The 25,364-nt window shown below is 63.1% G+C and carries 24 protein-coding genes; 18 read left to right on the top strand and 6 right to left on the bottom strand.

The genetic code is table 11. The features are described 5' to 3' along the window. The first annotated feature begins 197 nt into the window (after positions 1 to 197). The 11 genes from aroQ (at position 198) to tspR (ending at position 13,138) form a co-directional block, all read left to right on the top strand. Positions 198 to 653 (top strand): type II 3-dehydroquinate dehydratase, encoded by a 456-nt coding sequence (gene aroQ / locus QRN10_RS22990; RefSeq protein WP_034095685.1) that lies wholly within the window; start codon positions 198 to 200, stop codon positions 651 to 653. A 24-nt stretch (positions 654 to 677) separates the two neighbouring features. Beyond that, positions 678 to 1,142: an acetyl-CoA carboxylase biotin carboxyl carrier protein gene (gene accB / locus QRN10_RS22985; RefSeq protein WP_181080886.1), complete on the top strand. Its 465-nt coding sequence runs from the start codon at positions 678 to 680 to the stop codon at positions 1,140 to 1,142. Positions 1,143 to 1,159: 17 nt separating this feature from the next. Then, entirely contained in the window at positions 1,160 to 2,521 is a 1,362-nt protein-coding gene (accC, locus tag QRN10_RS22980; RefSeq protein WP_181080887.1) for an acetyl-CoA carboxylase biotin carboxylase subunit, read from the top strand. 209 nt (positions 2,522 to 2,730) lie between these two features. Continuing rightward, positions 2,731 to 3,609, top strand: coding sequence for a 50S ribosomal protein L11 methyltransferase (prmA, locus tag QRN10_RS22975; RefSeq protein ID WP_181080888.1), 879 nt, complete (start codon positions 2,731 to 2,733; stop codon positions 3,607 to 3,609). A gap of 30 nt (positions 3,610 to 3,639) precedes the next feature. Then, positions 3,640 to 4,881 (top strand): DUF3426 domain-containing protein, encoded by a 1,242-nt coding sequence (locus tag QRN10_RS22970; RefSeq protein WP_285429223.1) that lies wholly within the window; start codon positions 3,640 to 3,642, stop codon positions 4,879 to 4,881. A 185-nt stretch (positions 4,882 to 5,066) separates the two neighbouring features. Continuing rightward, positions 5,067 to 6,080: a tRNA dihydrouridine synthase DusB gene (gene dusB / locus QRN10_RS22965; protein ID WP_034136704.1), complete on the top strand. Its 1,014-nt coding sequence runs from the start codon at positions 5,067 to 5,069 to the stop codon at positions 6,078 to 6,080. Beyond that, entirely contained in the window at positions 6,077 to 6,397 is a 321-nt protein-coding gene (gene fis / locus QRN10_RS22960) for a DNA-binding transcriptional regulator Fis (RefSeq protein ID WP_003221275.1), read from the top strand. Before dusB ends, fis begins: the two co-directional genes overlap by 4 nt. 81 nt (positions 6,398 to 6,478) lie before the next feature. Further along, a complete protein-coding gene (gene purH, locus QRN10_RS22955; protein WP_181080891.1) occupies positions 6,479 to 8,086 on the top strand; it encodes a bifunctional phosphoribosylaminoimidazolecarboxamide formyltransferase/IMP cyclohydrolase in 1,608 nt (535 codons plus the stop codon). 177 nt (positions 8,087 to 8,263) lie between these two features. Next, positions 8,264 to 9,556, top strand: coding sequence for a phosphoribosylamine--glycine ligase (gene purD, locus QRN10_RS22950; protein WP_285429222.1), 1,293 nt, complete (start codon positions 8,264 to 8,266; stop codon positions 9,554 to 9,556). Between the two features lie 114 nt (positions 9,557 to 9,670). Next, positions 9,671 to 12,442, top strand: a complete 2,772-nt coding sequence (locus QRN10_RS22945) for a hybrid sensor histidine kinase/response regulator (protein WP_285429221.1) — start codon at positions 9,671 to 9,673, stop codon at positions 12,440 to 12,442. A gap of 99 nt (positions 12,443 to 12,541) precedes the next feature. Next, complete coding sequence (gene tspR, locus QRN10_RS22940; RefSeq protein WP_003171467.1) at positions 12,542 to 13,138, top strand: type III secretion system genes modulator TspR; 597 nt, start codon at positions 12,542 to 12,544, stop codon at positions 13,136 to 13,138. On the opposite strand, the gene QRN10_RS22935 is transcribed toward tspR, so the two are convergent. The 5 genes from QRN10_RS22935 to cobG form a co-directional block, all read right to left on the bottom strand. Continuing rightward, positions 13,135 to 13,914 carry a hypothetical protein gene (locus tag QRN10_RS22935; RefSeq protein ID WP_181080894.1) on the bottom strand — a complete coding sequence of 260 codons (780 nt, stop codon included), beginning with the start codon at positions 13,912 to 13,914 and terminating at the stop codon, positions 13,135 to 13,137. The genes tspR and QRN10_RS22935 overlap by 4 nt on opposite strands. 224 nt (positions 13,915 to 14,138) lie before the next feature. Next, on the bottom strand, positions 14,139 to 15,776 hold the full coding sequence (gene cobJ, locus QRN10_RS22930) for a precorrin-3B C(17)-methyltransferase (RefSeq protein ID WP_285429220.1): 1,638 nt from the start codon (positions 15,774 to 15,776) through the stop codon (positions 14,139 to 14,141). Further along, a complete protein-coding gene (locus tag QRN10_RS22925; RefSeq protein ID WP_285429219.1) occupies positions 15,776 to 16,507 on the bottom strand; it encodes a precorrin-2 C(20)-methyltransferase in 732 nt (243 codons plus the stop codon). Before QRN10_RS22925 ends, cobJ begins: the two co-directional genes overlap by 1 nt. Beyond that, positions 16,507 to 17,133, bottom strand: coding sequence for a precorrin-8X methylmutase (locus tag QRN10_RS22920; protein ID WP_253510248.1), 627 nt, complete (start codon positions 17,131 to 17,133; stop codon positions 16,507 to 16,509). Before QRN10_RS22920 ends, QRN10_RS22925 begins: the two co-directional genes overlap by 1 nt. Continuing rightward, positions 17,126 to 18,415, bottom strand: coding sequence for a precorrin-3B synthase (gene cobG / locus QRN10_RS22915; RefSeq protein ID WP_285429218.1), 1,290 nt, complete (start codon positions 18,413 to 18,415; stop codon positions 17,126 to 17,128). Before cobG ends, QRN10_RS22920 begins: the two co-directional genes overlap by 8 nt. A gap of 95 nt (positions 18,416 to 18,510) precedes the next feature. Between cobG and cbiE the strand changes: the two genes are divergently transcribed. Together cbiE and QRN10_RS22905 are read left to right on the top strand one after the other, a co-directional pair. Then, the gene (gene cbiE / locus QRN10_RS22910; protein ID WP_285429217.1) at positions 18,511 to 19,716 is read left to right on the top strand and encodes a precorrin-6y C5,15-methyltransferase (decarboxylating) subunit CbiE; all 1,206 of its coding nucleotides are present in this window, start codon (positions 18,511 to 18,513) and stop codon (positions 19,714 to 19,716) included. Continuing rightward, positions 19,713 to 20,432, top strand: a complete 720-nt coding sequence (locus QRN10_RS22905) for a cobalt-precorrin-6A reductase (protein WP_285429216.1) — start codon at positions 19,713 to 19,715, stop codon at positions 20,430 to 20,432. The genes cbiE and QRN10_RS22905 overlap by 4 nt, the downstream gene beginning before the upstream one ends. A gap of 114 nt (positions 20,433 to 20,546) precedes the next feature. On the opposite strand, the gene QRN10_RS22900 is transcribed toward QRN10_RS22905, so the two are convergent. Further along, entirely contained in the window at positions 20,547 to 20,798 is a 252-nt protein-coding gene (locus QRN10_RS22900) for a DUF6124 family protein (RefSeq protein ID WP_285429215.1), read from the bottom strand. Between the two features lie 646 nt (positions 20,799 to 21,444). Here QRN10_RS22900 and QRN10_RS22895 point away from each other — a divergent pair. From QRN10_RS22895 to QRN10_RS22875, 5 genes are all read left to right on the top strand, one after another. Next, the gene (locus tag QRN10_RS22895; RefSeq protein ID WP_253510240.1) at positions 21,445 to 21,732 is read left to right on the top strand and encodes an addiction module antidote protein; all 288 of its coding nucleotides are present in this window, start codon (positions 21,445 to 21,447) and stop codon (positions 21,730 to 21,732) included. Between the two features lie 97 nt (positions 21,733 to 21,829). Further along, positions 21,830 to 22,225 carry a DUF2946 domain-containing protein gene (locus tag QRN10_RS22890; RefSeq protein ID WP_285429214.1) on the top strand — a complete coding sequence of 132 codons (396 nt, stop codon included), beginning with the start codon at positions 21,830 to 21,832 and terminating at the stop codon, positions 22,223 to 22,225. Between the two features lie 47 nt (positions 22,226 to 22,272). After that, complete coding sequence (locus tag QRN10_RS22885; protein WP_253510236.1) at positions 22,273 to 22,755, top strand: copper chaperone PCu(A)C; 483 nt, start codon at positions 22,273 to 22,275, stop codon at positions 22,753 to 22,755. 11 nt (positions 22,756 to 22,766) lie between these two features. After that, positions 22,767 to 23,168, top strand: a complete 402-nt coding sequence (locus tag QRN10_RS22880; RefSeq protein WP_181080906.1) for a DUF2946 domain-containing protein — start codon at positions 22,767 to 22,769, stop codon at positions 23,166 to 23,168. Between the two features lie 93 nt (positions 23,169 to 23,261). After that, positions 23,262 to 25,322, top strand: a complete 2,061-nt coding sequence (locus QRN10_RS22875) for a TonB-dependent copper receptor (RefSeq protein ID WP_285429213.1) — start codon at positions 23,262 to 23,264, stop codon at positions 25,320 to 25,322. Positions 25,323 to 25,364 lie beyond the last annotated feature (42 nt).

Genomic DNA, 25,364 nt, shown 5'->3' with positions numbered 1-25,364 from the left:
GGCAAGCCCCCTCCCACACTTGATCTCCATAGGGTTCAAGGACGTGTCGCCTATGACCGGATACTGGCCCCCAGTCACAAATTTCGCGCTATCCTCGCTAATCGTGCCGCCTACTGCGTAGAACTGGACAGTCACAAAGGCTTTACGGCATAGTCGCCGGGTTCTGACGTACCCACCTCCATAACAAGGAACAGCCGATGGCGACCTTACTGGTTCTTCACGGACCCAACCTGAACCTGCTTGGCACCCGTGAACCGGGCGTCTACGGGGCAGTGACCCTCGATCAGATCAACCTCGATCTGGAACAGAGAGCCCGTGATGCCGGCCACCATCTGCAATACCTGCAAAGCAATGCCGAGTACGAATTGATTGATCGAATCCATGCCGCGCGCGGCGAAGGCGTGGACTTTATCCTGATCAATCCCGCCGCTTTTACGCACACAAGCGTTGCATTACGTGACGCGCTGCTGGCGGTGAGCATCCCATTCATCGAAGTGCATCTGTCGAACGTGCACAAACGCGAACCTTTCCGCCATCACTCTTACTTCTCCGACGTAGCGGTAGGAGTGATCTGCGGCCTTGGCGCCAGCGGTTACCGACTGGCCCTGGAGGCCGCCCTGGAACAGCTTGAACAACCGGCCAAGCGCCCCTGACCGACCCTTGGGAGTTGATGATTCATGGATATCCGTAAAGTTAAGAAGTTGATCGAACTGCTGGAAGAATCCGGTATCGACGAGCTGGAAATCAAGGAAGGCGAAGAGTCCGTACGGATCAGCCGCCACAGCAAGACCCCGGCTCAACAATTCTATGCCCCGCAGATGCAAGCACCGGCTCCGGCCGCTGCGGCACCAGCCGCTGCACCGGCTGCCCCGGCTGCTCCTGCCGCACCGGCAGCTCCTGTGCTGAACGGTTTCGTGGTCAAGTCGCCAATGGTCGGTACTTTCTACCGCACCCCGGCACCGACCTCGCCAGCCTTCGTTGAAGTGGGCAAGACCGTGAAAGTGGGCGACACCATCTGCATCGTCGAAGCGATGAAAATGATGAACCACATCACCGCTGAAAAAGCCGGCGTGATCGAATCCATCCTGGTAGAAAACGGTCAGCCGGTTGAGTACGACCAGCCGCTGTTCACCATCGTTTGAACCGCGGAGCACCTTCGATGTTGAAACCTGCGAAGAAACTGCAAAAAGTCCTGATCGCCAACCGCGGCGAGATCGCGCTGCGTATCCTGCGCGCCTGTAAGGAAGAGGGCATCAAGACCGTCGCTGTTTACTCGACGGCCGATACCGAACTGATGCACGTGAAACTGGCGGACGAGAGCATCTGCATCGGCCCGCCACTGGCCACGAACTCGTACCTGAAAGTCTCGAACATCATCGCTGCCGCGGAAGTGACCGGCGCTGACGGCATCCATCCAGGCTACGGCTTCCTCGCGGAAAACGCCGATTTCGCCGAACAGGTGGAAAAGTCCGGGTTTGCCTTCATCGGCCCGAAAGCCGAAACCATTCGCCTGATGGGCGACAAGGTATCGGCCAAGGACGCCATGATCGCCGCCGGCGTGCCAACCGTTCCAGGTTCCGATGGCCCATTGCCTGAGGACGAGGAAACCGCACTGCGCATTGGTCGCGAAGTCGGCTACCCGGTGATCATCAAGGCCGCCGGTGGCGGTGGTGGTCGCGGCATGCGCGTGGTGCACAAGGAAGAAGACCTGATCGAAGCGGCCAAGCAGACTCGCTCCGAAGCGGCTGCCTGGTTCGGCAACCCGATGGTCTACCTGGAGAAGTACCTGACCAATCCACGTCACGTGGAAGTGCAGGTATTGTCCGACGGCCAGGGCCACGCCATCCACCTGGGCGACCGCGATTGCTCGCTGCAACGCCGTCACCAGAAGGTATTGGAAGAAGCCCCGGCACCGGGCCTGGACGAGAAAGCACGCCAGGAAGTGCTGGCACGCTGCGTCAAAGCGTGCATCGACATCAACTACCGTGGCGCCGGTACGTTCGAGTTCCTCTATGAAGCAGGTCGTTTCTACTTCATCGAGATGAACACGCGCGTTCAGGTAGAGCACCCGGTGTCGGAAATGGTTACCGGTATCGACATCGTCAAGGAGATGCTCAGCATCGCCGCCGGCAACCCACTGTCCTACACCCAGGACGACGTGAAGTTGCACGGCCACTCCCTGGAGTGCCGAATCAACGCCGAAGACCCGAAAACCTTTATTCCGAGTCCAGGCCTGGTCAAGCATTTCCATGCACCGGGCGGCAACGGCGTTCGCGTCGATTCGCACCTGTACAGCGGCTACAAGGTTCCGTCCAACTACGACTCGCTGATCGGCAAGCTGATCACCTGGGGCGCCACCCGCGATGAGGCCATGGCCCGCATGCGCAACGCTCTGGACGAAATCGTGGTCGACGGGATCAAGACCAACATCCCGCTGCACCGGGACCTGGTCCGCGATGAAGGCTTCTGCGAAGGTGGTGTGAACATTCACTACCTGGAACACAAGCTGGCCAACCAGTAAGTGCTCCACCCAACAAAACCGCCTTCGGGCGGTTTTGTTGTTTGTGGGCCCTCTATTTTGAAAAAGTACACACTCCAAAGGTGGCAGGGGCAGCCCCACATTTGACCGGCGTGCAGTCAGCAGTGTCGTCTTCTGCCCGCCGCTCGCGTAAACTTGCGCGCTTTCGCGACCCCGCCGTCGCACACTCATTATTTTCAAAGGTGCCCGCCATGCCTTGGCTGCAAGTCCGTCTCGCCATCAGCCCAGAACAAGCCGAAACCTACGAAGACGCATTCCTCGAAGTGGGCGCCGTGTCGGTGACCTTCATGGACGCCGAAGACCAGCCGATCTTCGAGCCCGAGCTGAACACCACCCCGCTGTGGTCCCACACCCATTTGCTGGCGCTGTTTGAAGGCGGCACCGAAGCCGCCAGCGTACTGGCCCATCTGGAACTGCTCACCGGCAGCCCGCTGCCGGAGCATCACAGCGAAGTGATCGAAGACCAGGACTGGGAACGCAGCTGGATGGACAACTTCCAGCCCATGCGTTTCGGCCAGCGCCTGTGGATCGTGCCGAGCTGGCACGCGGCCCCGGAGCCGGACGCGGTGAACCTGCTGCTCGACCCGGGCCTGGCCTTCGGCACCGGCACCCACCCCACCACTGCCCTGTGCCTGGAGTGGCTCGACGGCCAGGAGCTGCGCGACAGCAACGTGCTGGACTTCGGCTGCGGCTCGGGCATCCTGGCCATTGCCGCCCTGCTGCTGGGCGCCAAGCAAGCCGTCGGCACCGATATCGACGTGCAGGCGCTGGAAGCGTCGCGCGATAACGCCGGGCGCAACAACATTCCTGAAGGCAAATTCCCGCTTTACCTACCGCAGGATTTGCCCCAGGTGCAGGCCGATGTACTGGTGGCCAATATCCTCGCCGGGCCGCTGGTGTCCCTGGCGCCGCAGCTGTCGAGCCTGGTCAGGTCGGGCGGCCGCCTGGCGCTGTCGGGCATCCTGGCCGAACAGGGTGAGGAAGTCGCCGCCGCTTACGCCCAGGACTTTGACCTGGACCCGATCGCTGAACGCGACGGCTGGGTACGCATCAGCGGTCGTCGGCGCTAGAATGAGCGCTTGCCTGAATCGGATGGCCGCATGACCGACAGTTTCGTCACCCAGTGCCCGCATTGCCAGACCCGCTTTCGCGTCAACCATGCTCAATTGAGCGTGGCCCGCGGCGTGGTTCGCTGCGGCTCGTGCCTGCAAGTGTTCAACGCTGCCCGCCAATTGCTGGAGCAGCGCGCCACCCACGCCCCTGCGCCGACATCCGAAGTACCGACGGTCGCGCAAGCCGCCCCCGAGGCGCCGCGCGCGATCAGCCAGAAGCAGTGGAACGCCGAAGAGCTGGACCTGGACAATCTGGACCTGGACGAAGAACTGGCCAAGCTGGAGCGGCGCGCCCCGCAGCCCGCCCTGCCGGTGAGCGCAGACCGCCGCCAGCCGGGCGACCGTCGGCACAAGGAAGAACCGCTCAGCGCCAGCCGCGATAGCCTCAAGGCCGATGAGGAAAAGTGGGCCGCCAGCCTGTTCAGCGAACCTTCTGAAGCGCGCAGCCAACCCGACGAAGACGAATACGAAGCGAAAAAAACGGCTGCCACCCGAGCACGCACCGAACCGTCGATGTCACCTCACGCCGACGACATCGAAGATGGGCCGCCGCTGGGCACGCCCCGCGACGATGACGAGCTCGACCCACCCTTGACTCCCGTCCTCCACGAAGCCTCCGAGGCGGAGCCCGAAGAGCGCCCTCAACCGCGCCGCAGGCGCACCCGCGCGTCGACCGGTGCCCACGACGACGTGCTCCAGGACCTGGAAGACGACCCGCTGCACCTCTACGCACAAAAACGCCCGTCAAGCCTGGGCCGCCGCCTGGTCTGGATACTGCTGGTACTGATCGCCGCCGCCGGCCTGGTCGGCCAGTACATCGCTTATCAATTCGACGACCTGGCCCGCCAGGACGCTTATCGCCCGTGGTTCCAGCAACTGTGCCCCACATTGGGCTGCACGGTGCCGTCGCGGGTCGATATCGCCCATATCAAGAGCAGCAATCTGGTGGTGCGCAGCCACCCGGAATTCGCCGGGGCGTTGGTGGTGGACGCGATCATCTATAACCGCGCGACCTTCTCCCAGCCCTTCCCGCTGCTGGAGCTGCGTTTCGCCGACCTCAACGGTGGCCTGATCGCCAGTCGTCGGTTCAAGCCCGCCGAATACCTCAGTGGTGAACTGGCCGGCGTTAGCGAAATGCCATCACAGACCCCGATCCACATCTCCCTCGATATCCTTGATCCGGGCAATAAAGCCGTGAATTACAGCCTGAGCTTCCACTCGCCCGAGTAAATCGGCTCGGCCACCGAAACCTGACGGTGGAATATTGACTGCGCGCCGGCCAACCAAACCGGCGGCGATAAAGAAATAACTGTTCAGATTTTATCCAATTCAGCCTTTATCCAGTCATCGAGAGCGGGTATCATGCCAACCCTTTTTCGAACTCTAATGATCCGGCCCCACAACAGGGAAGTCCTATGTCGGCGGTACGCATCGGCCCATATACATTGCAGAACGGCTTGATTCTCGCCCCCATGGCGGGCGTCACCGACCAGCCCTTTCGTCAGCTGTGCAAACGATTGGGCGCCGGGCTGGTCGTGTCGGAAATGGTCACCAGCGACATGAGTCTGTGGAACACCCGCAAGTCGCGGATGCGCATGATCCACGAAGGTGATCCCGAGCCGCGCTCGGTGCAGATCGCCGGGGGTGATGCGCAGATGCTGGCGGATGCGGCCCGAGCCAATGTGGAGCTGGGTGCGCAGATCATCGATATCAACATGGGCTGCCCGGCCAAGAAGGTCTGCAACAAGGCCGCCGGTTCCGCGTTGTTGAAGGATGAGCAGTTGGTTGCCGAGATCCTGCAGGCCGTTGTCGCCGCAGTCGATGTGCCGGTGACCCTGAAGATTCGCACCGGCTGGGACCGGGACAACAAGAACGGCCTGACGGTGGCGAAGATCGCCGAACAGGCAGGCATTACAGCGCTGGCGGTGCATGGCCGCACCCGCGCCGACCTTTACACCGGTGAAGCCGAGTACGACACCATCGCCGCGATCAAGCAGGCGGTGTCGATGCCGGTGTTTGCCAATGGCGACATCGACTCCGCCGAGAAAGCCCGGCGCGTACTTCACGCGACCGGTGCCGATGGCCTGTTGATTGGCCGTGCCGCCCAGGGGCGGCCGTGGATTTTTCGTGAGATCGAGCACTTCCTGCGTACCGGCGAAACCTTGCCGGCACCGGAGCTGATCGAGGTGGAACGCATTCTGCTAGAGCATCTGGCCGCCCTGCACGCCTTCTATGGAGACGTGATGGGAGTACGCATTGCTCGCAAGCATGTCGGCTGGTATCTCGCAACCTTGCCGGGCGCCAAGGAGTTTCGCGCCCACTTCAATCGTTTGGATGATACGGAAGCACAGTGCGCCAACGTTCGTGAGTTCTTCGCCGGACGTTACAAGAGCCTGGTGACAGGGGACGGAGAGGGGGTGGCCGCATGACGATGATGACCGAGACTTTAGTGAGTGGAACAGCACCCGTGAGCGACAACGTCAATTTGAAACAGCACCTCAACACGCCGAGCGAAGAAGGCCAGACCCTTCGCGGGAGTGTCGAGAAGGCGCTGCACAATTATTTCGCCCACCTGGAAGGCGCTTCCGTCACGGACGTCTACAACCTGGTGCTCTCCGAAGTCGAGGCACCCTTGCTCGAAAGCGTGATGAACTACGTCAAGGGCAACCAGACCAAAGCCAGCGAGCTGCTGGGCCTCAACCGTGGGACCCTGCGCAAAAAGCTCAAGCAGTACGATTTGCTGTAAGCATTCAATCCAACCAGAAAGGCGCCCGCGTAAAAACGGTCGCCTTTTTTGCTGACTCCCTTGCTTTTGATGGAAATTGAAATGACCGACCAGACCACCCGCCTGCCGATCCGCCGCGCCTTGATCAGTGTCTCCGACAAGACCGGGATCCTCGAATTTGCCCGGGAGCTGGAAGCCCTGGGTGTGGAAATCCTCTCCACGGGCGGGACCTTCAAACTGCTGCAGGACAACGGCGTGGCCGCAGTGGAAGTGGCGGACTACACCGGATTCGCAGAAATGATGGATGGCCGGGTCAAGACCCTGCACCCGAAAATCCACGGTGGCATCCTCGGCCGTCGCGGCATCGACGACGCCATCATGAGCGAGCACGGTATCAAGCCGATCGACCTGGTGGCCGTTAACCTCTACCCGTTCGAAGCCACCATCAACAAACCAGGCTGCGACTTGCCGACCGCCATCGAAAACATCGATATCGGCGGCCCGACCATGGTCCGCTCGGCCGCCAAGAACCACAAAGACGTGGCCATCGTGGTCAATGCCAGTGACTACGCCCAGGTACTCGAAAGCCTGAAAGCCGGGGGCCTGACCTACGCCCAGCGTTTCGACCTGATGCTCAAGGCGTTCGAACACACCGCCGCCTACGACGGCATGATCGCCAACTACATGGGCACCGTGAACCAGGCCGCCGAAACCCTCAGCACGGAAGGCCGCAGCCAGTTCCCGCGCACCTTCAACAGCCAGTTCATCAAGGCCCAGGAAATGCGCTACGGCGAGAACCCGCACCAGAGCGCGGCGTTCTACGTGGAAGCCAAGCCGGCCGAAGTGGGCATCGCCACCGCGACCCAACTGCAAGGCAAGGAGCTGTCCTACAACAACGTGGCCGACACCGACGCTGCGCTCGAATGCGTCAAGAGCTTCGTCAAGCCGGCCTGCGTCATCGTCAAACACGCCAACCCGTGCGGCGTGGCCGTCAGCCCGGATGCCGAAGGCGGCATTCGCCAGGCCTACGAACTGGCCTACGCCACCGACACCGAGTCGGCCTTCGGCGGCATCATCGCCTTCAACCGTGAACTGGACGCTGAGACCGCCAAGGCCATCGTCGACCGTCAGTTCGTTGAAGTGATCATCGCCCCAAGCGTCAGTGAAGAAGCTCGCGCCATCGTTGCAGCGAAAGCCAATGTGCGCCTGCTGGCCTGCGGCGAGTGGTCGGCTGACCGCGCAGCGGCCTGGGACTACAAGCGTGTCAATGGCGGCCTGCTGGTCCAGAGCCGCGACATCGGCATGATCGGCGCCGACGACCTGAAAGTGGTAACCCGGCGGGCACCGACCGAACAGGAGATCCACGACCTGATCTTCGCCTGGAAAGTGGCCAAGTACGTTAAATCCAACGCCATCGTCTACGCCAAGAACCGCCAGACCATCGGTGTCGGCGCCGGCCAGATGAGCCGTGTGAACTCGGCGCGTATCGCCGCGATCAAGGCTGAACACGCCGGTTTGCAGGTAGCGGGTTCGGTGATGGCTTCCGATGCGTTCTTCCCGTTCCGCGACGGTCTGGACAACGCCGCCAAGGCCGGCGTCACCGCCGTGATCCAGCCGGGCGGCTCGATGCGCGACGCCGAAGTGATTGCCGCGGCCGACGAAGCTGGCATTGCCATGGTCTTCACCGGCATGCGCCACTTCCGCCACTGATCCACTGCGTGAAGTAGCGAGCTTATAGCTGCAAGCGGCAAGTAAGAGTAGACCGGGATCGCTTTTACTTTCGCTTGCAGCCTTATTCATTAGAGGCTGCGCAACGTAGGGTGAGGCAATGCAGATTGCTTTTAACTTGCCGCTTGCAGCTTTTAACTTCCTTTGAAGGAGTCTGACTTGAATGTTTTGATCATCGGCAGCGGCGGCCGTGAACACGCCCTGGCCTGGAAAGTTGCCCAGGACCCTCGCGTCCAGACAGTTTTCGTCGCCCCCGGCAACGCCGGCACCGCTATCGAAGCCAAGTGTGAAAACGTCGCGATCGACGTACTGGCCCTTGAGCAACTGGCCGACTTCGCCGAAAAAAACGTGTCCCTGACCATCGTCGGCCCGGAAGTACCGCTGGTAGCCGGTGTGGTGGACCTGTTCCGCAGCCGTGGCCTGGACTGCTTCGGCCCCACCGCCGGTGCTGCGCAATTGGAAGGTTCGAAAGCCTTTACCAAGGATTTCCTGGCCCGCCACAAGATCCCGACCGCCGATTACCAGAACTTCACCGAGATCGAGCCGGCCCTGGCTTACCTGCGTGAAAAAGGTGCGCCAATCGTGATCAAGGCCGACGGCCTGGCCGCCGGTAAAGGCGTGATCGTCGCGATGACCCTGCAGGAAGCCGAAGACGCCGTGCGCGACATGCTTGCCGGCAACGCCTTCGGGGAGGCGGGTTCGCGTGTCGTCATCGAAGAATTCCTCGACGGCGAAGAAGCCAGCTTCATCGTGATGGTCGACGGCAAGAACGTGCTGCCAATGGCCACCAGCCAGGACCACAAGCGCGTCGGCGACGGCGATACCGGCCCGAATACCGGCGGCATGGGCGCCTACTCCCCGGCACCGGTGGTCACCGCCGACGTGCACCAGCGCGTCATGGACCTGGTGATCTGGCCGACCGTGCGCGGCATGGCCGACGAAGGCAACGTGTACACCGGTTTTCTCTACGCCGGCCTGATGATCGACAAAGCCGGTAACCCCAAAGTCATCGAGTTCAACTGCCGCTTCGGCGACCCGGAAACCCAACCGGTGATGCTGCGCCTGCAATCGAGCCTGGTACTGCTGGTGGAGGCCGCCCTGGCCCAGGCCCTGGACAAGGTTGAAGCTCAGTGGGACCCACGTCCGAGTGTCGGCATTGTGCTGGCGGCCGGCGGCTACCCTGCCGACTACGCTAAGGGCGACGTGATCGAAGGCCTGGACGCGGCGGCTACGCTGGAAGGCAAGGTGTTCCACGCAGGCACGGCGCTCAAGGATGGCCAGGCCGTCACTGCCGGCGGCCGTGTGTTGTGTGCCACCGCCATGGGCGCCAGTGTCGATGCCGCCCAACAGCAGGCGTATAAACTGGCCGCCAGGATCAACTGGAACGGCTGTTTCTACCGCAAGGACATCGGCTACCGCGCCATTGCCCGCGAACGTGGCCAGAACAGCTGAACAGCGACTACCCAGTAGCTATCCGTTCGGTTAGGCAAGGGCCCAAGGCCCTTGCCGTATACAGGCCTGCCGCGCATAGTTAACCCGTGCATCAACCTACGAAGGGATTTCGCCGTGCGCTGGCTCAGGATCGCCATAGGTTTCACTGTCAGTCTGCTGACGCTGCTCTGCCTGCTCCCGGCCCAGGCCGCCGCGCAAGGCAGTGGCTGGGCAGTATTGCTTGATGAACAGGCCGATCTGCAGTTGAGCGACATCCGCTCCTCTCGCTACACCAATCAATTCAGCCCCATCGAACTGGACCGCATTACCGCTGCGGAACCGGACGGTGCGTTGTGGGTGCGTTTCAAGCTGCAACCCGGCAAGCACGAGCAGGTGCTGCGGGTATTCGCCCCGGACCTGTCGCAACTGAGCCTCTACGTGCTCGACGGCGACACCCTGGTGGAACAACAGAACACCGGCACCCGCCAGCCCCAGGCGCAGCGCCCGCTGCCCAGCAGTGACTTCATGCTGCCGCTGCCGCAGAGCCAGAGACCGCTCGAGGTCTACCTGCGCCTGGTTTCGGAACATGAGCTGCGCCCTTACATCACCCTTGAACCGGCCGTACTGGCGGCCGCCGACCAGACCCAGACGCTGATCTACGGCCTGCTGTTCGGCTGCCTGCTGATGCTGATCCTGCACAACCTCACGCGCTTCGCCTACCACCGCTCGCGCAGCAGCCTGTGGCTGGCGGCCTGCGAAACGTTACTGATGCTCAGCCTGGCGCTGCTGCTCAACCTGGTCGGCCCGTGGCTGCCCAATTGGCATGCGATCCAAACCCCTGGCGCCTACCTGGCCCTGCTGCTGACGGCGCCGTGCGGCCTGATGTTTGCCTATCGCTTCTTCATGCCGCTGGGCCCTCACATGCTGAACCGGCTGTTGATGGCCGACATCCTGCTGATCGTGCTGTGCGGCCTGCTGCTGTTGTTCGTCAACACCTTGCCGCTGAATATCATCACCTACGTCCTGGTGGCCCTGGCGGGCCTGAGCATGTTGTTCGTCTCGGCCTACCATTGGCAGCAAGGCTACCGTCCGGCGCGCCTGTTCGTGGCCGGCATGGTGGTTTTCAATATCGGCACCCTGATCATCCTGCCGGCACTGCTGGGCCTGACGATGGTATCGCCCCAGGGCCTGATCGTGACGCTGCTCGCCTTTATCTGCATCAGCGGCCTGCTGATGAGCCTGGCCTTGGGCGAACGTCAGCGTGCCATTGTCGAGGCACGTTTCAGCCTCAGCCGCGACCTGGCCGCCAGCAATGCCGAAATCGCCGCCAAGGCCGAGTTCCTGGCGAAGATCAGCCACGAAATCCGCACACCGATGAACGGCGTACTGGGCATGACCGAACTGCTGCTCGGCACGCCGCTGTCGGTGAAACAGCGCGACTACGTACAAACCATCCACAGTGCGGGCAACGAACTGCTGACGCTGATTAACGAGATTCTCGACATTTCCAAGCTCGAGTCCGGCCAGATCGAACTGGACGACGTGCAGTTCGACCTCAACGCGCTGATCGACGATTGCCTGAGTATCTTCCGCGCCAAGGCCGAGCAGCAGAACGTCGAGCTGATCAGCTTTATCCAGCCCCAGGTACCCCGCGTCATCAGCGGCGATCCGACGCGCCTGCGCCAGGCCATGTTGAGCCTGCTGGAAAACGCCCTGCATAAAACCGATGAAGGCGAAGTGCTGATCGTGGTGGCCCTGGACGACCGCAGCACCAAGCCTCGCCTGCGCATCGCCGTGCAGGACAGCGGCGTACCGATGGATGCCGCCGAGCGTGAAGCCCTGCTGCACAGCGAACTGCACAGCAAGAACTTCCTCTCGGCCACGCGCCTGAGCGGCCACCTGGGGCTGGTGATCGCTCGCCAGCTGATCCTGTTGATGAACGGCGAATTCGGCATCAAGAGCGGCAGCCATCAGGGCAGCACCTTATGGTTGACCCTGCCCCTGGACCCCGAGCGCCTGGAGCACCCGACTTCCGACCTCGACGGCCCGCTCAAAGGCGCCCGCGTGCTGGTGGTGGACGACAACGACACCTGTCGCAAAGTGCTGGTGCAACAATGCTCGGCCTGGGGCCTCAACGTCAGCGCCGTGCCCTCGGGCAAGGAAGCGCTGGCGCTGCTGCGCACCAAGGCGCACTTGCGTGATTACTTCGATGTGGTGCTGCTGGACCAGAACATGCCCGGCATGACCGGCATGCAGTTGGCGGCCAAGATCAAGGAAGACCCGAGCCTGAACCACGACATTCTGTTGATCATGCTCACCGGCATCAGCAATGCGCCCAGCAAGATCATCGCGCGTAACTGCGGGATCAAGCGCATCCTGGCCAAACCGGTGGCCGGCTATACCTTAAAGACGACCCTGGCCGACGAACTGACCCAGCGCAGCAAAGGCAACATTGCGCCGCGCCCCGCCCCCAACGCGCCGGAAGCAGTCACGGTGCCCAGCGACTTCCGCATCCTGGTGGCGGAAGACAACAGCATCTCCACCAAGGTAATTCGCGGCATGCTCGGCAAACTCAACCTCAACCCGGACACCGCCAGCAACGGCGAGGAAGCGCTGGAGGCGATGAAAGCCCAGCGCTATGACCTGGTGTTGATGGACTGCGAAATGCCGATCCTTGATGGCTTCTCAGCCACCCAGCAACTGCGTGCGTGGGAAGTCAGCCACCAACGCATCCGCACGCCGGTGGTGGCGCTCACTGCGCATATCCTCTCGGAGCACAAAGAGCGTGCACGCCAGGCCGGTATGGACGGGCACATGGCCAAGCCGGTGGAGTTGTCGCAGTTGCGCGAGTTGGTGGAGTTCTGGGTGGCGCAGCGCCAACAGCGGCCCGAACACGCCCCGTCCTGACTTGAAATGCAATTGCAATGCGGGAGGGGCTTGCCCCTCCCACATTGCTCTGTGTCGCCTGTTAGACTCTCCCCACTTTTACTGTTGCGAGCCACCCCCATGCTCCACGTGTTATTCAGCGTTTACCTGAAGATGCTGGTGCTCTACAGCCCGTTCTTCGTGTTGTCCTGCTTTATCAGCCTGACCCGTGGTTATTCCAGCAAAGAACGGCGGCGCCTGGCCTGGAAAGTGGCGTTGGCGACCCTGGTTTCCAGCGTATTGCTCTACTTGTTCGGCCGGGTGATTTTCAGTGTGTTCGGTATTACCGTGGACGCGTTTCGCATCGGCGCCGGCAGCGTGTTGTTCATCTCCGCCCTGGGCATGGCCCAGGGCAAGTCGGCGGTGCAGACCGACAACGTGCAGCAGGACGTCACCATTGTGCCGCTGACCATCCCGCTCACCGTCGGCCCCGGCACCATCGGTGCGCTGCTGGTGATGGGCGTCAGCCAGCCGCACTGGGACGACAAACTCACTGCCATCCTCAGCATCGCCCTGGCCAGCCTCACGGTGGGTGTGGTGCTGTATCTGTCCAACCGTATCGAACGCATTCTCGGTGACCAGGGCCTGCAGATTGTCAGCCGCCTCATGGGCCTGTTTGTGTGCGCCCTCGCCGCGCAAATCATCTTCACCGGCGTGCGCGGTTATCTGGTGCCTTAGATCCGGTACTTGGCAATCGCCAAGTGCACCTTGTCGCCGGCGCTCTCGCGCATCAACCGGATGGTTTTTTCGTTGACCACCGAGGTATTCAACACCAGGCAGGTCTGCCCGCTGAAGGCCTCGAACGACGAGCTGTCCCATTCCAGGAACGGCAGCCCCACCTGTTTGCTCGCGCCCTGGGTGCTGTAGGTCACCAGCACCATGGTCAATTCACCGTCCGACTCGGCACAGGACGCCAGGCCAAAATCACCGCCCTGATGCACCATGCTGTTGCGTTTGAACAGCTCGAAAGACGCCGGTTGCTGCTTCAAGGCCTCCAGTGCATCAGCGGCCAGCTTCGGCAGCGCGGCCAGCAGCGGCCCGGACAGCGATGTCGACGCCAGCAACGTGGCGATGAGATTCAGTGCCGCCAGTTGCACCGTCAGGCCCCTGCCGGAACTCGAGACGCGCTCGAAGCGGCTGCGCACCGGCAGCCAGCCCAGGCTGATCATCACCTTGATAAATTCGTCATACCAGGCTTCGCTGCCGCGCTGGATATTCAACACATCGCTGACGTAACTGCTGGCCAGCAGGTAGCTTTTGCGAATGTACTCGCGGTTAAGCCCCGACAGGCCCTCGGCAAACGAAATCACGCCGTTGTTGACCACCGCCGCATTGCTGTCTTCGTCGGTGTCCAACACCTGCGTGACAGGCGCTCCCGGTGCGCCGGGCAGTTTGTAGGCGGCAATCAACTTGCGCCGCTTTGCCGTATTGATCCTTCTGTGATGTCGCTCCATTTCAGTTCTCCACAAGCACCCCACATGGGGCTTGCTTTCACCCTAGTCCAGGGCTCGGCGGCGTTGCCATACGACAAACAACGCTTGCGCACAGCCAGCGCAAAACACTGCCCCGCAATTACGGGGCAGCTCACTGGACGTTCCGGTTTTCGTTGTGCCAAAAAGAAAAAAGCGCCGAAAACACCAGGCGATCACCCAGGGTTTATCGGAGCTTTCATGCAGCCTCAGGCGCCGGGCTTTTCGCCATACCAGCGCGGTGTGTACACCCAGGTACCGCCATCGGCCCGCGCGAATGTGCAGGTGGTGGAAGAGCCGATCAGCACCATGGTGCGCATGTCCACCTGGTCCGGGGTGAGTTGACCCAGAGTGGTGACGCGCAGCGTCTGGCCGGGCCGCCCGATATCGCGACCCAGCACTACCGGCGTCTGCGGCGTACGGTGCAGCGCAACGATTTCCAGGGCGCGGCCCAATTGCCACGGGCGCGACCGCGAGATCGGGTTGTAGAACGCCAGCGCCAGGTCGGCCTGGGAGGCGAGGTCCAGGCGCTTTTCAATGATCGACCACGGCTTGAGGTTGTCCGACAGCGACATCACGCAGAAGTCATGGCCCAGCGGCGCGCCGGCCTGGGCGGCGGTGGCCAGGGACGCAGAGACGCCCGGCAGAATTTCCAGCTCGACCTGATGCCAGGCCGGGTCGCTGGAGTCATGCAACGCCTCGATCACCGCAGCCGCCATGGCGAACACACCCGGGTCGCCGGACGACACCACCACCACCGAACGGCCACTGGCGGCCAATTCGAACGCATGGCGTGCGCGCTGCATTTCTTCACGGTTATCGGTGCAGTGCTGCACTTGGTCGTCACGGAACGGCCCGGCCATGCGCACGTAGGTTTCATAACCCAACACGTCGGTGCAGCGCGCCAATTCAGCCTTGACCGCCGGCACCATCAGCTCGGCCGCACCGGGGCCCAGGCCGATCACGGCGAGACGGCCACGCTGGCGCCCTACCTGGGACAGGTCCAGGGGATGCTCGGCAACCTGAATCACGAGGTCGGCGTCCTGCCGGATGCTGGCGAAACGCAGCGGCACAGCCAGTGCCGATGCCGCTTCATGCAACGTCGCCTCGGCCATGTGCGTTTCGCTGGCTAGCAGGCACGCCAGCGATTGCACGGCAATGCCCGCGTCATGCAACGCAGCACGCACACGCTCGGCCAACTGCGCGCCGGGCTTGCAGGTCACACTCACGTTTTTCGGATAGATCAGCAATTCGTTGGCAACGGCGGCGCGCGCGGCACTGCCCACATGGATCGCCAACCGCGCTTGCGGGTCCTGCGCAAGATTCGCTTGATCCAACCACGGCGCCGCGCCTTCGATACGCACGCTTTGGCCCGCCAGCAAGTCGGACACGAAGCGCTTGCCCAACTCCAGGTCCGCCAGTTCGTAACCTGCGGGTGGGTTGAGCAGGCAGGTGCCGAAGCGCAGCTCACCGCTGGTGGTAATCGCCGCGTCCACGTTCAACGCCGCCGCGATCTCGCGCGCCATGCCGTTGACGCCGCCCAGGCCACCCAGCAGCGGTACCACTGCACTGCCATCCTCCGCCACCGCCAGCACGGCGGGCTCTTCGCCTTTTTCCAGCAGTAACGGCGCCAGGGTGCGGATCACGATACCGGCCGCGCACAAGGCAATCAGCGGCGTGCCTTGCCGGTAAAGCTCGCGCAGTGTGGCGCCGAATTCGTTGTAGGCCTGGTCCGCACCTGCAACGCGCCCCGACAGGCCGTGGATCAGCGCCCCAGGGTAAACCTGCTGGATCCTGCGCGCCGTGGCCAGGCTGCCCTGGCCCAGGATGACAATCGCTGGAGTCATCACCCTTGCCACCGTTCACCGGGCACGATGATCAGCGAGAAGTACGGCGACGACATCGGCTCCACCTGATCCAGCGGCACGATCTTCTGGTTGGCCATGGTGGCGCGCTCCACGTACAGCGCACGCCCGGCCAGGCCGAGTTCTTCGAGTACCTGGCGCACCTTGGGGAAGTTGCGGCCCAGCTTCATGATCACCGCCGCGTCGGCATCGGCCAGGCGACGCTTGAGGTCGTCATGGGGCAACACGCCCGAGAGCACCGACAGGCTCTGGTTGCGATACACCAGCGGCGCGCCAAGTACCGAAGCGCCGCCGAGCATCGAGCACACGCCCGGAATGACCTGCGCTTCGTAGCGCTCGGCCAGACGGTCGTGCAGGTACATATAGGAGCCGTAGAAGAACGGGTCGCCTTCGCAGATCACCGCGACATCGCGGCCGGCTTCCAGGTGCGCGGCCACCTCGACACTGGCGGTGTCGTAGAAATCGCTGATCACCTGCTCGTAGGACAGCGGCGCCGGCAGCGCTTCGGTGGTCACCGGGTACACCAGCGGCATCAGGGTCTGCTGCGCCACCAGGTGGTCTTCGATGATGCCGAAGGCGTTGCCCTTTTTGCCCTTGGCCACGAAGTACGCCACCACCGGCGACTCCCGCAGCAGGCGCAAAGCCTTGACGGTGATCAGCTCCGGGTCGCCGGGGCCGACGCCCAGGCCGAGCAAACGTCCGCGTGCCGGCATTATTCGACCTCCGTGGCGAGTGCATTGACCGCGGCGGCGGCCATGGCGCTGCCGCCCAGGCGGCCTTGCATGATCACAAACGGCACGCCACGGCTGTCGGCCGCGAGCATCGCCTTGGATTCGGCGGCGCCGACGAAACCCACCGGGAAGCCCAGGATCAACGCGGGTTTCGGTGCGCCGGCATCGAGCATTTCCAGCAGGTAGAACAGCGCCGTCGGTGCGTTGCCGATCACTACCACACTGCCCGCCAGATGCGGGCGCCACAGCTCCAGGGCGGCAGCGGAGCGGGTGTTGCCCAACTCTCGCGCCAGCTCGGGAACGCTGTCGTCGCGCAGGGTGCAGATCACGGGGTTGTTGGCCGGCAGGCGCGTGCGGGTCACGCCTTCGGAGACCATCCGCGCATCGCACAGGATCGGCGCGCCGGCGGCCAGCGCATCGCGTCCGGCCTTGCCGGCGCCGTCGGAGAACTGCAGGCCGTCAATGGCATCGACCATGCCGCACGCATGAATCACCCGCACCGCGAGTTTTTCCAGGTCCGCCGGGATCCGCTCCAACCGGGCTTCCGCGCGAATAATGGCGAAGGAGTTGCGATAGATCTCCTGACCGTCGCGGATGTAATCAATCATCGGTGTTGCTCCGTGGACGAGCGCGCAGCACGGCGCCCGCCGCTTCAATGGAAAGGTTGCGCGCGTGCAGCCGGCCGAAACCTGGGTGGGCTGCATCGCGAAAATAGAGGTCGTAGTGGCCGGGGCTCACCGCCAGCAAGGTGACCGGCGCGGTGTGCGCGGCGGCGCAGGAACGTGGGCAGCCGGACAGGTGCGCCTCAACGCCGGGTGCCTGCGCGGCCAGTTGCATGGCGTCGGCCTTGGTGTCGGCCAGGGCTTTGCCGCAGCCGCTGGAACCGGTGCAGGCCACCATGCGGGCCAGCGGTTGATCGGCGCAGCCGAGGAAACCCAATTGCGCCAGGCGTTCGGTCACGGCATGAGGCTTTTCGACATTGGGCAACAGCACGCCTTGCCAGGGGGTGAACCGCAAGGTGCCGTCACCATAGTCGCCGGCCAGTTGTGCGGCGCCCTTGAGCATCGTCGAATCCAGGCGGCCCAAGGGGGCGACGGCGGCGACATAAAACTGATTTTTTTGAGGCTGTGGATAAGTGCCAAGGTGCAACAAGGCGCCGCTGGCTGGGCGTTTGAAGTTGTCGATCGGCAGCAGTGGCAGGCGCAGATGGCTCAGCAGGTGGTCCACACGCACATGGCGCATGCGGGTTTGCTCTGGGGTCGCGAGGTCAAGGAACGCGTCGAGGACGGCCACTACCAACGCGTGCGCTTGGTCCAATCGCACGGCGGCCAGGGGTGCGTCCAGGCCCGGACAACCTGCCAGGCCAAACGCGAGCAACGTCTCGCCCTCGCGCACGAATGCCGATAACCACAGGTCGTGGTGATGTTCGAGCATCGCCAGGGCCTCGCCGCCATCCAGTTGCACGGCGAACTTGGCCGACAGCGCATGAAAGCGCGGATTATTCTCCAGCGTGGCGAGGATCTGCCCGGCCAGTGGGCGGGTGTCGAACAGCATCTGCGGGTCGATACCGGCGCTGGGGCTGAGCATCAGGTTGCGCACGTCGTCACCGGCGGCGTTGCTCGGGCCCAGGCCCGCAGCCAGCAACATCGCGATCAGGGCATCCTGCTCGGCGCCGATCCCGCGAATCTGCAGGTTGGCGCGGTTGGTCGCCTCGATCACCCCGCCGGCATAGGCCTGGGCCGCGTCAGCCACGGCGTGGGCCTGGGCCGCGCTGATCGAACCGCCGGCCAGCTTGATCCGGCAAATGCCGCCATCCAGCGCCTGGACAATACGCAGCAACCCCGGACAAGCCGAGGGGCGCAAGGTGTTCAGGGCGGGCGTTGGGTTCACGGGGCTACCGGTTCACGGGTAAAGGCGCGGTATTATGCCTGCTTTGTCCGGCGGCATGAAAAGCCTGCCCGTCGGATGTCGTTCAAGGAATCAATATGTCGCCCTGGCTGACGGTAGTAGGCATCGGTGAAGACGGCTTCAAGGGGCTGGGCAGGAATGCCCGGCATGCCTTGTTGCGCGCCACGCGGATCATAGGGGGTCAGCGCCAGTTGGACCTGTTGCCGGTGTGCATTCGCGGTGAGCGCCAGTTGTGGCCGAGCCCGTTCTCCCTGGAACCGGTACTGGCGCGGCGCGGTACGCCGGTGTGTGTGCTGGCCAGCGGCGACCCAATGTTCTACGGCGTGGGCGCGAGCCTGGCGCGACAGATCGCGGCTGAAGAGTTGCTGATTGTGCCCGCGCCGTCGTCGGTGTCCCTTGCCGCCGCGCGTTTGGGCTGGCCGTTACAGGACGTGGTGACATTATCGGTAGTGGCGCGGCCCGTCGCGGCCATCAACGCGCATCTGGCCAGTGGGGTGCGCCTGTTAGTGCTGAGTAATGACGGTGGCAGCCCCGCATTGATCGCTGCGGTGTTGACCGAGGCCGGGTTCGGGCCCAGCCGATTGAGCGTGTTTGAACACTTGGGCGGGACGAATGAGCAACGCATCGACGGCCTGGCCGCGGATTGGCAGCACCAGTCGGCTGCGGATCTGAACCTGGTCGCCATCGAGTGCCTGGCGTCTCCCGACACGCCGCGCCTGTCGCGTCTGGCAGGCCTGCCGGATAGCGCCTTCAAGCATGACGGCCAACTGACCAAGCGCGATGTGCGCGCCATGACCCTCGCGCGCCTGGCCCCCATGCCGGGCGAGCTGCTGTGGGATGTGGGCGCGGGCAGCGGTTCCATCGGTATCGAATGGATGCGCACTCATCCCAGTTGCCGGGCCCTGGCGATTGAAGCCGACGCAGGCCGCCAGGACTTGATCGAACACAATCGCGACGCCCTCGGCGTGCCCGGCCTGCACCTGGTACGCGGCACCGCCCCGGACGCCTTGCATGGCCTGCCGACGCCCGACGCCATCTTCATCGGCGGCGGCGTCACCCGCGACGGCGTACTCGACAGCTGCTGGCAACAGCTGCGCCCCGGTGGTCGCTTGGTTGCCAATGCCGTGACCCTGCAAAGCGAAATGACCCTGATGAACTGGCGCGCGGAGCATGGCGGCGAACTGACGCGCATCCACGTGGCCCAGGCGCAGCCGTTGGGCGAGTTCGATACGTGGCGCCAGGCGCTGCCGATCACCTTGCTTGAAGTGACCAAGCCGCTATGAAACGGATTCTGCTGCTGGGCGGCGTGACCGAAGCGCTGGCCATCGCGCGGACCCTGGGGCCGGAGCATATCTACAGCCTGGCGGGCGTGGGACGTGTGCCGACCGACCTCACCTGCCAAGTGCGCGTTGGCGGCTACGGTGGAGCAGAAGGCTTGGCCCGGTTCGTTCGCGCTGAACGGATCAGCCTGATCCTCGACGCGACCCATCCGTATGCGGCGCAGATCAGCCGCAATGCCGCCGAGGCTGCACGGTTGAGTCACATCCCCTGCTGGGCGCTGCGGCGTCCGGCGTGGAAGCCGCAGGCCGGGGATGATTGGCGCGAAGTGAGTGATTGGGCCGAGTTGATCGAAGCATTGAAACCGTTCAAGCGGCCGCTGTTCACCTTGGGTCGCGAACCGTTGCAGCACCTCGACGAAATCCCCGCCGGGCAATTCTGGACACTGCGCGCGCTGGATATGTACCCCGGCAATGAGCGCTGTGAAGTGATCGGCGCACGCGGACCGTTTCTGCTCGAAGATGAACGCGCGTTGTTTGAACGGCGTGGGATTGATGTGCTGATCAGCAAGAACAGTGGCAGCACGGCCACCGAGCCGAAGCTGGAAGTGGCGCGGGAACGGGGGGTGCCGGTGTTGGTTTTGAAGCGGCCGGGGTTGGCGGCGGTGGATCGAGAATTCACAACGGTGTCAGCGCTGCTGCAGGCAATACACACTCGTTGAGCACCACAAACCTAATGTGGGAGGGGGCTTGCCCCCGATGGCGGTGGTTCAGCCAGCAAATCAGCGACTGACACTGTGCTATCGGGGCAAGCCCCCACCTTGTTTGCTGTGGTGCTAGCGGCTTGTGGCTGTCGCCTGCCCGACACCACTGTGCACACGATCTGCCAGTAACTGCGCCAGCTCAATCAACTGCGCAACGCCCAGTAATTCCTCGCGTTTCGTGCCCTCCAGATCAAACGCCAGGTCGCAACTCAGCGCATTGGCCGAGGCGAGTGTTTCGCTGAGGTTGACCAGCAGGTCTTCGGTGCTGATGCCATCGGCCACGGTGAACAGCCGGACGGGGGGATTGGGGGTGGGTTTGATCATTGTGAAGCTCCTTAATCTAAGTGGAGCTGCCATTGATCGCCGCGACGCGATGGGGGTGGCAGCTGTGCGCAGGTTCGCGGACCGGAGATTAAGGAAGCCGGCATACCCGAAGGTATCCCGCGCACAGCCACCATAGCGCCACACAGTAGACGATAAAAAAGCGTCAACTGAAAGGAGGCAATGCTTAATCAATCCGGGCCGCGACGCCCGTCCGCTGCGTTTGCAGCGGTGTACGGAGACTAGAGACCGAGTGTCCTAGGGACAACCTCAAATCCTTGTCGGAAATTTCTGCTTGTACGAATAACCAGCCAAACGGCCAGCGACCAAGATCGTTCCCACGCTCCCGCGTGGGAATGCAGCCCGTGACGCTCTGCGTCACCTGTGCGCAGAGTCGAAACTTGCAGCGCTTGGCGGGACGCGGAGCGTCCCAGGAGGCATTCCCACGCGGAGCGTGGGAACGAGGTTCATCGGCTTCTGAGCGTCGATCGTTCCCACGCTCCCGCGTGGGAATGCAGCCCGTGACGCTCCGCGTCATCTGTGCGCAGTAGTCGAAACTCGCAGCGCTTGGCGGGACGCGGAGCGTCCCAGGAGGCACTCCCACGCAGAGCGTGGGAACGATCACAACTTTGAAAAAAAGGAGTAACTCATGAATGAATTCACTGACTTCGACGTCGCAGAGCACCTAAAAACCCCCGAGGATATGGCCGAATATCTTGAAGCGTGCTTCGAAGAAGATACGGGTGACGGCCTGCTGATCCGTTCAGCACTCAACAACATCGCCCGCGCCCAAGGCATGACCCAAGTAGCCCGCGACGCCGGCCTCGGCAGAGAAAGTCTGTACAAAGCCCTCTCCAGCACTGGCAATCCCGAGTTCGCGACTATCATGAAAGTCATGAAAGCGCTGGGCCTCAAGCTTCACGCCACGGCGATCTGATGGCACTGCGACACCAAACCACACCACGGTTTTTTACTTATCCCCGCCGATCAGGCTAAATACCCGCCTGATCGTTTAACCCTACGGATTGTCCGCCATGGCCCGTCAACGCTTTGCAATTGCCTGGATCGCCTGCCTTGCAGTGCTGTTCAATGCGTTTGCCATGCCGCTGGCCGGAGCGATGCAACAGTCCAAGGACCCCGTACAGCAAATGCTGTGGGGCAGTTTCTGTTCGTCCAATGGCGCCAGCCTGAAGACCATTGCCCTGGGCAAGCTGGAGATTCCGTCGCCGCAGCAGGACGATCACTCCACCATGCAGCATTGCTGGTGTTGCTCGGGCTCACCTTCGTTGGTGGCGTTGCCGGGGCACGCGCCGCGGTTGTACCTCACGCAATTCACTGCATCACAGCACCTGCCACCACCCCAATTGCAAAACCCAACCCCGCGCCAGCAATGGCCGAGCCTCAACCCCCGCGCCTCTCCAACGGTCTGATCTTCTTCGCAAGTGAACTGCGTTTAGAACCGTTCTGGAGAACTGCCATGCTTAAATCTTCCCTGCTTCTGGCCGCGTTGCTGCTGCCGGTGTTCAGTGCTGCCAATGCCGAAGACTACAAGGCCGGCGACTTGTTGGTCAGCGATCCCTGGTCCCAGGAGTTGCCGCCCAACGCGCCCACCGTCGCCGCGTATTTCGTGGTGCATAACACCGCCGAATCGCCGGACCGCCTGCTCAGCGCCGAGACGCCAGTGGCGGAAAAGGCCGAGCTGCATGAGCACGTCATGCAAGGCGCCCTGATGAAAATGCAACAGGTGCGCACCGTGGCCGTACCGGCTAAAGGCGACCTGACTTTCGCCCCGATGGCCTACCACGTGATGTTGCTTGGCCTCAAGGATCGCAGCCTGTTGGCCGATGGCAAACAGTTCCCGCTGACCCTGACCTTCGAAAAGGCAGGCAAGGTCGAGGTGCAAGTGTCAGTGCAGAAAATGCCGCCCATGGCCAGTCACGAGCACCAGCACCCGCAATAGGCTGAAGCTCGATGGGCGCCCCCCGCGCCAGGCTATCTCCACACCGCCGCATGATGCGCGGCAGTTGGATCAGCCTGTTCGCCATGCTGATGATCTTTATCGGTCCGCTGATTTCCCAAGCGATGCCGATGGATCATCACGCCGGTATGTCCATGGAAATGCCCATGGAGATGCCCGCTGACCACGGCGACTCCCATCACCCCAAAGCCCCCGACGAGCATCACGCGCTGTGGGCCAAATGCGGCTATTGCGACCTGCTGTTCAGTTGCCCGGCGCTGCCCGGCAGCGTGTCATTCGTGGCCCTCGGTACCCCGCCGCCGGCCAACGCCCTCACCCCCGCCACGCGCCTGGGCCATGCCCGGCAGAGCATCTTCCCCGGCGCCCGCAGCCGTGCGCCACCCATCGCAACGTAAGCACTTAACCGCGTTACTTCACCCCGGCCGACTTTAGACAGACAGCCGCAGGCTGCTGGCCGTGTTGTTTACGATTGATTGATGGAATTTGTCATGTCCAGGTTTTCTGCTGACTCCCGTTTGGGAAGTACCCCCCTGCTCGCCGCCTTATGCGGTGCACTGCTGGCGCCCCATGTCCATGCCGACGAGCATGAACTGAGCCCTACCGTAATCACCGCGATCGCCCCCAGCTCGCCGCTGACCGTGGTCACCAACCCAAAAGATCCACGCCAACCGGTGCCCGCCAGTGACGGCGGTGACTACCTCAAGACCATTCCCGGCTTCGCCCTGGTGCGCAATGGCGGCACCAATGGCGACCCGGTGCTGCGCGGCATGTTCGGCTCACGCCTGAATATCCTCACCAACGGCAGCATGATGCTCGGTGCCTGCCCCGGCCGTATGGATGCGCCCACCTCCTACATCTCGCCGGAAACCTACGACACTCTCACCGTGATCAAAGGCCCGCAAACCGTACTCTGGGGCCCGGGCGCCTCGGCCGGGACGATCCTGTTCGACCGTGAGCCGGAGCATTTCGGCGAACTGGGCACGCGGCTCAACGCCAGTGTGCTGGCCGGTTCCAACGGGCGCTTCGACAAGGTCGTCGATGCCGCCGCCGGCGGGCCGTTGGGCTACGTGCGAGTGATCGGCAACCAGGCTCACGCCGATGACTACAAGGACGGCAATAACGACACGGTCGCCTCGCGCTATGACAAGTGGAACGGTGACGTTGCGGTGGGTTTCACCCCCGACGCCGACACTTTGCTGGAACTCACCGCCGGCCGTGGCGACGGGCAAGCGCGCTACGCCGGGCGCGGCATGGACGGTTCGCAGTTCCTGCGCGAAAGCCTGGGCCTGCGCTTCGAGAAATCGAATATCGGCGAGGTGCTGGACAAGGTCGAAGCCCAGGTCTACTACAACTACGCCGACCACGTGATGGACAACTACAGCCTGCGCACACCGTCGGGCACCGGGATGATGGCCGGGCCCATGGCCTCCAACGTCGACCGGCGCACCCTAGGCGCCCGCCTCAAGGCCACCTGGCGCTGGGCCGATGTGCAGTTGATCGGCGGCCTGGACGCGCAGACCAACGAACACCGCCAGCGCAGCAGCATGGGCATCGATACTTACAAGAATCTGCCTCGCGAAAAGGACGCCGACTTTCACAACTACGGGGTGTTCGGCGAACTCACCTGGTACGCCGCCGACCGCGATCGCCTGGTCAGCGGCGCGCGCCTGGACCGCGCCTCGGCCAGGGATTTTCGCCAGACCACGGGGTCGGGCATGAGCAAACGGCCCAACCCCACCGCCGATGACACCCGTGCCGACACACTGCCCTCGGGCTTTATGCGCTACGAGCACGACCTGGAGGACAGCCCCACTACTGTCTACGCCGGGCTCGGCCACTCGCAGCGGTTCCCGGATTACTGGGAGCTGTTTTCGCCCAACACCGGCGCGGTCGGCTCGGTGAATGCCTTCGAGGGCGTAAAGCCGGAGAAAACCACCCAGCTCGACGTCGGCGCGCAGTACAAAGCTGACAACCTGGAAGCCTGGGCATCGGGCTACGTCGGCCAGGTGCGCGACTTCATCCTGTTCGATTACAAGCCCGGCATGATGGGCACCACCTCCCAGGCGCGCAATGTGGACGCGCGCATCATGGGCGGCGAACTGGGCGCGGCTTACAAATTGACCCAGCACTGGAAAGCCGATGCGACCCTGGCCTACGCCTGGGGCAAGAACAGCAGCGACGGCAAGGCCCTGCCGCAAATGCCGCCGTTGGATACACGACTGGGCCTCACCTACAGCGAAGACGACTGGAGCGCCGGCGCCCTGTGGCGGGTGGTGGCGGCGCAAAACCGCATCGACCCGAACAAGGGCAACGTGGTCGGCAAGGACTACGACAGGAGCGGCGGTTTCGGCGTGTTCTCTTTGAACGCGGCTTATCGCATCAACAAGAACTTCAAGGTCAGCACTGGCGTCGACAACCTGTTCGGCAAAGCCTACGCCGAGCACCTGAACCTGGCCGGCAACGCCGGGTTCGGCTACCCGGCGAGCGATCCGCAGGCCATCAAGGAGCCGGGGCGCACGCTTTGGACCAAGGTGGACATGAGCTTCTAAAAGCATCGGGGGCAAGCCCCCTCCCACATTTTGGAATGCATT

Source organism: Pseudomonas sp. lyk4-R2A-8 (genome assembly GCF_030209095.1).
GTDB classification, from domain to species: Bacteria; Pseudomonadota; Gammaproteobacteria; order Pseudomonadales; family Pseudomonadaceae; genus Aquipseudomonas; species Aquipseudomonas quebecensis.
Note: the sequence above shows the minus strand (reverse complement) of the source record. Positions and strands in the feature narration are given on the sequence as shown.

Excerpts from the sequence above, each read along its gene's own strand:
- accC (WP_181080887.1), top strand. The coding sequence starts at position 1,160 with ATGTTGAAACCTGCGAAGAAACTGCAAAAAGTCCTGATCGCCAACCGC.
- aroQ (WP_034095685.1), top strand. The coding sequence starts at position 198 with ATGGCGACCTTACTGGTTCTTCACGGACCCAACCTGAACCTGCTTGGC.
- QRN10_RS22890 (WP_285429214.1), top strand. The coding sequence starts at position 21,830 with ATGGCCCGTCAACGCTTTGCAATTGCCTGGATCGCCTGCCTTGCAGTG.
- dusB (WP_034136704.1), top strand. The coding sequence starts at position 5,067 with ATGTCGGCGGTACGCATCGGCCCATATACATTGCAGAACGGCTTGATT.
- cbiE (WP_285429217.1), top strand. The coding sequence starts at position 18,511 with ATGTCGCCCTGGCTGACGGTAGTAGGCATCGGTGAAGACGGCTTCAAG.
- QRN10_RS22880 (WP_181080906.1), top strand. The coding sequence starts at position 22,767 with ATGGGCGCCCCCCGCGCCAGGCTATCTCCACACCGCCGCATGATGCGC.
- QRN10_RS22925 (WP_285429219.1), bottom strand. The coding sequence starts at position 16,507 with ATGCCGGCACGCGGACGTTTGCTCGGCCTGGGCGTCGGCCCCGGCGAC.
- prmA (WP_181080888.1), top strand. The coding sequence starts at position 2,731 with ATGCCTTGGCTGCAAGTCCGTCTCGCCATCAGCCCAGAACAAGCCGAA.
- QRN10_RS22920 (WP_253510248.1), bottom strand. The coding sequence starts at position 17,133 with ATGATTGATTACATCCGCGACGGTCAGGAGATCTATCGCAACTCCTTC.
- QRN10_RS22895 (WP_253510240.1), top strand. The coding sequence starts at position 21,445 with ATGAATGAATTCACTGACTTCGACGTCGCAGAGCACCTAAAAACCCCC.
- QRN10_RS22885 (WP_253510236.1), top strand. The coding sequence starts at position 22,273 with ATGCTTAAATCTTCCCTGCTTCTGGCCGCGTTGCTGCTGCCGGTGTTC.
- accB (WP_181080886.1), top strand. The coding sequence starts at position 678 with ATGGATATCCGTAAAGTTAAGAAGTTGATCGAACTGCTGGAAGAATCC.
- QRN10_RS22900 (WP_285429215.1), bottom strand. The coding sequence starts at position 20,798 with ATGATCAAACCCACCCCCAATCCCCCCGTCCGGCTGTTCACCGTGGCC.
- QRN10_RS22970 (WP_285429223.1), top strand. The coding sequence starts at position 3,640 with ATGACCGACAGTTTCGTCACCCAGTGCCCGCATTGCCAGACCCGCTTT.
- QRN10_RS22905 (WP_285429216.1), top strand. The coding sequence starts at position 19,713 with ATGAAACGGATTCTGCTGCTGGGCGGCGTGACCGAAGCGCTGGCCATC.
- cobJ (WP_285429220.1), bottom strand. The coding sequence starts at position 15,776 with ATGACTCCAGCGATTGTCATCCTGGGCCAGGGCAGCCTGGCCACGGCG.
- QRN10_RS22875 (WP_285429213.1), top strand. The coding sequence starts at position 23,262 with ATGTCCAGGTTTTCTGCTGACTCCCGTTTGGGAAGTACCCCCCTGCTC.
- fis (WP_003221275.1), top strand. The coding sequence starts at position 6,077 with ATGACGATGATGACCGAGACTTTAGTGAGTGGAACAGCACCCGTGAGC.
- QRN10_RS22935 (WP_181080894.1), bottom strand. The coding sequence starts at position 13,914 with ATGGAGCGACATCACAGAAGGATCAATACGGCAAAGCGGCGCAAGTTG.
- tspR (WP_003171467.1), top strand. The coding sequence starts at position 12,542 with ATGCTCCACGTGTTATTCAGCGTTTACCTGAAGATGCTGGTGCTCTAC.
- purH (WP_181080891.1), top strand. The coding sequence starts at position 6,479 with ATGACCGACCAGACCACCCGCCTGCCGATCCGCCGCGCCTTGATCAGT.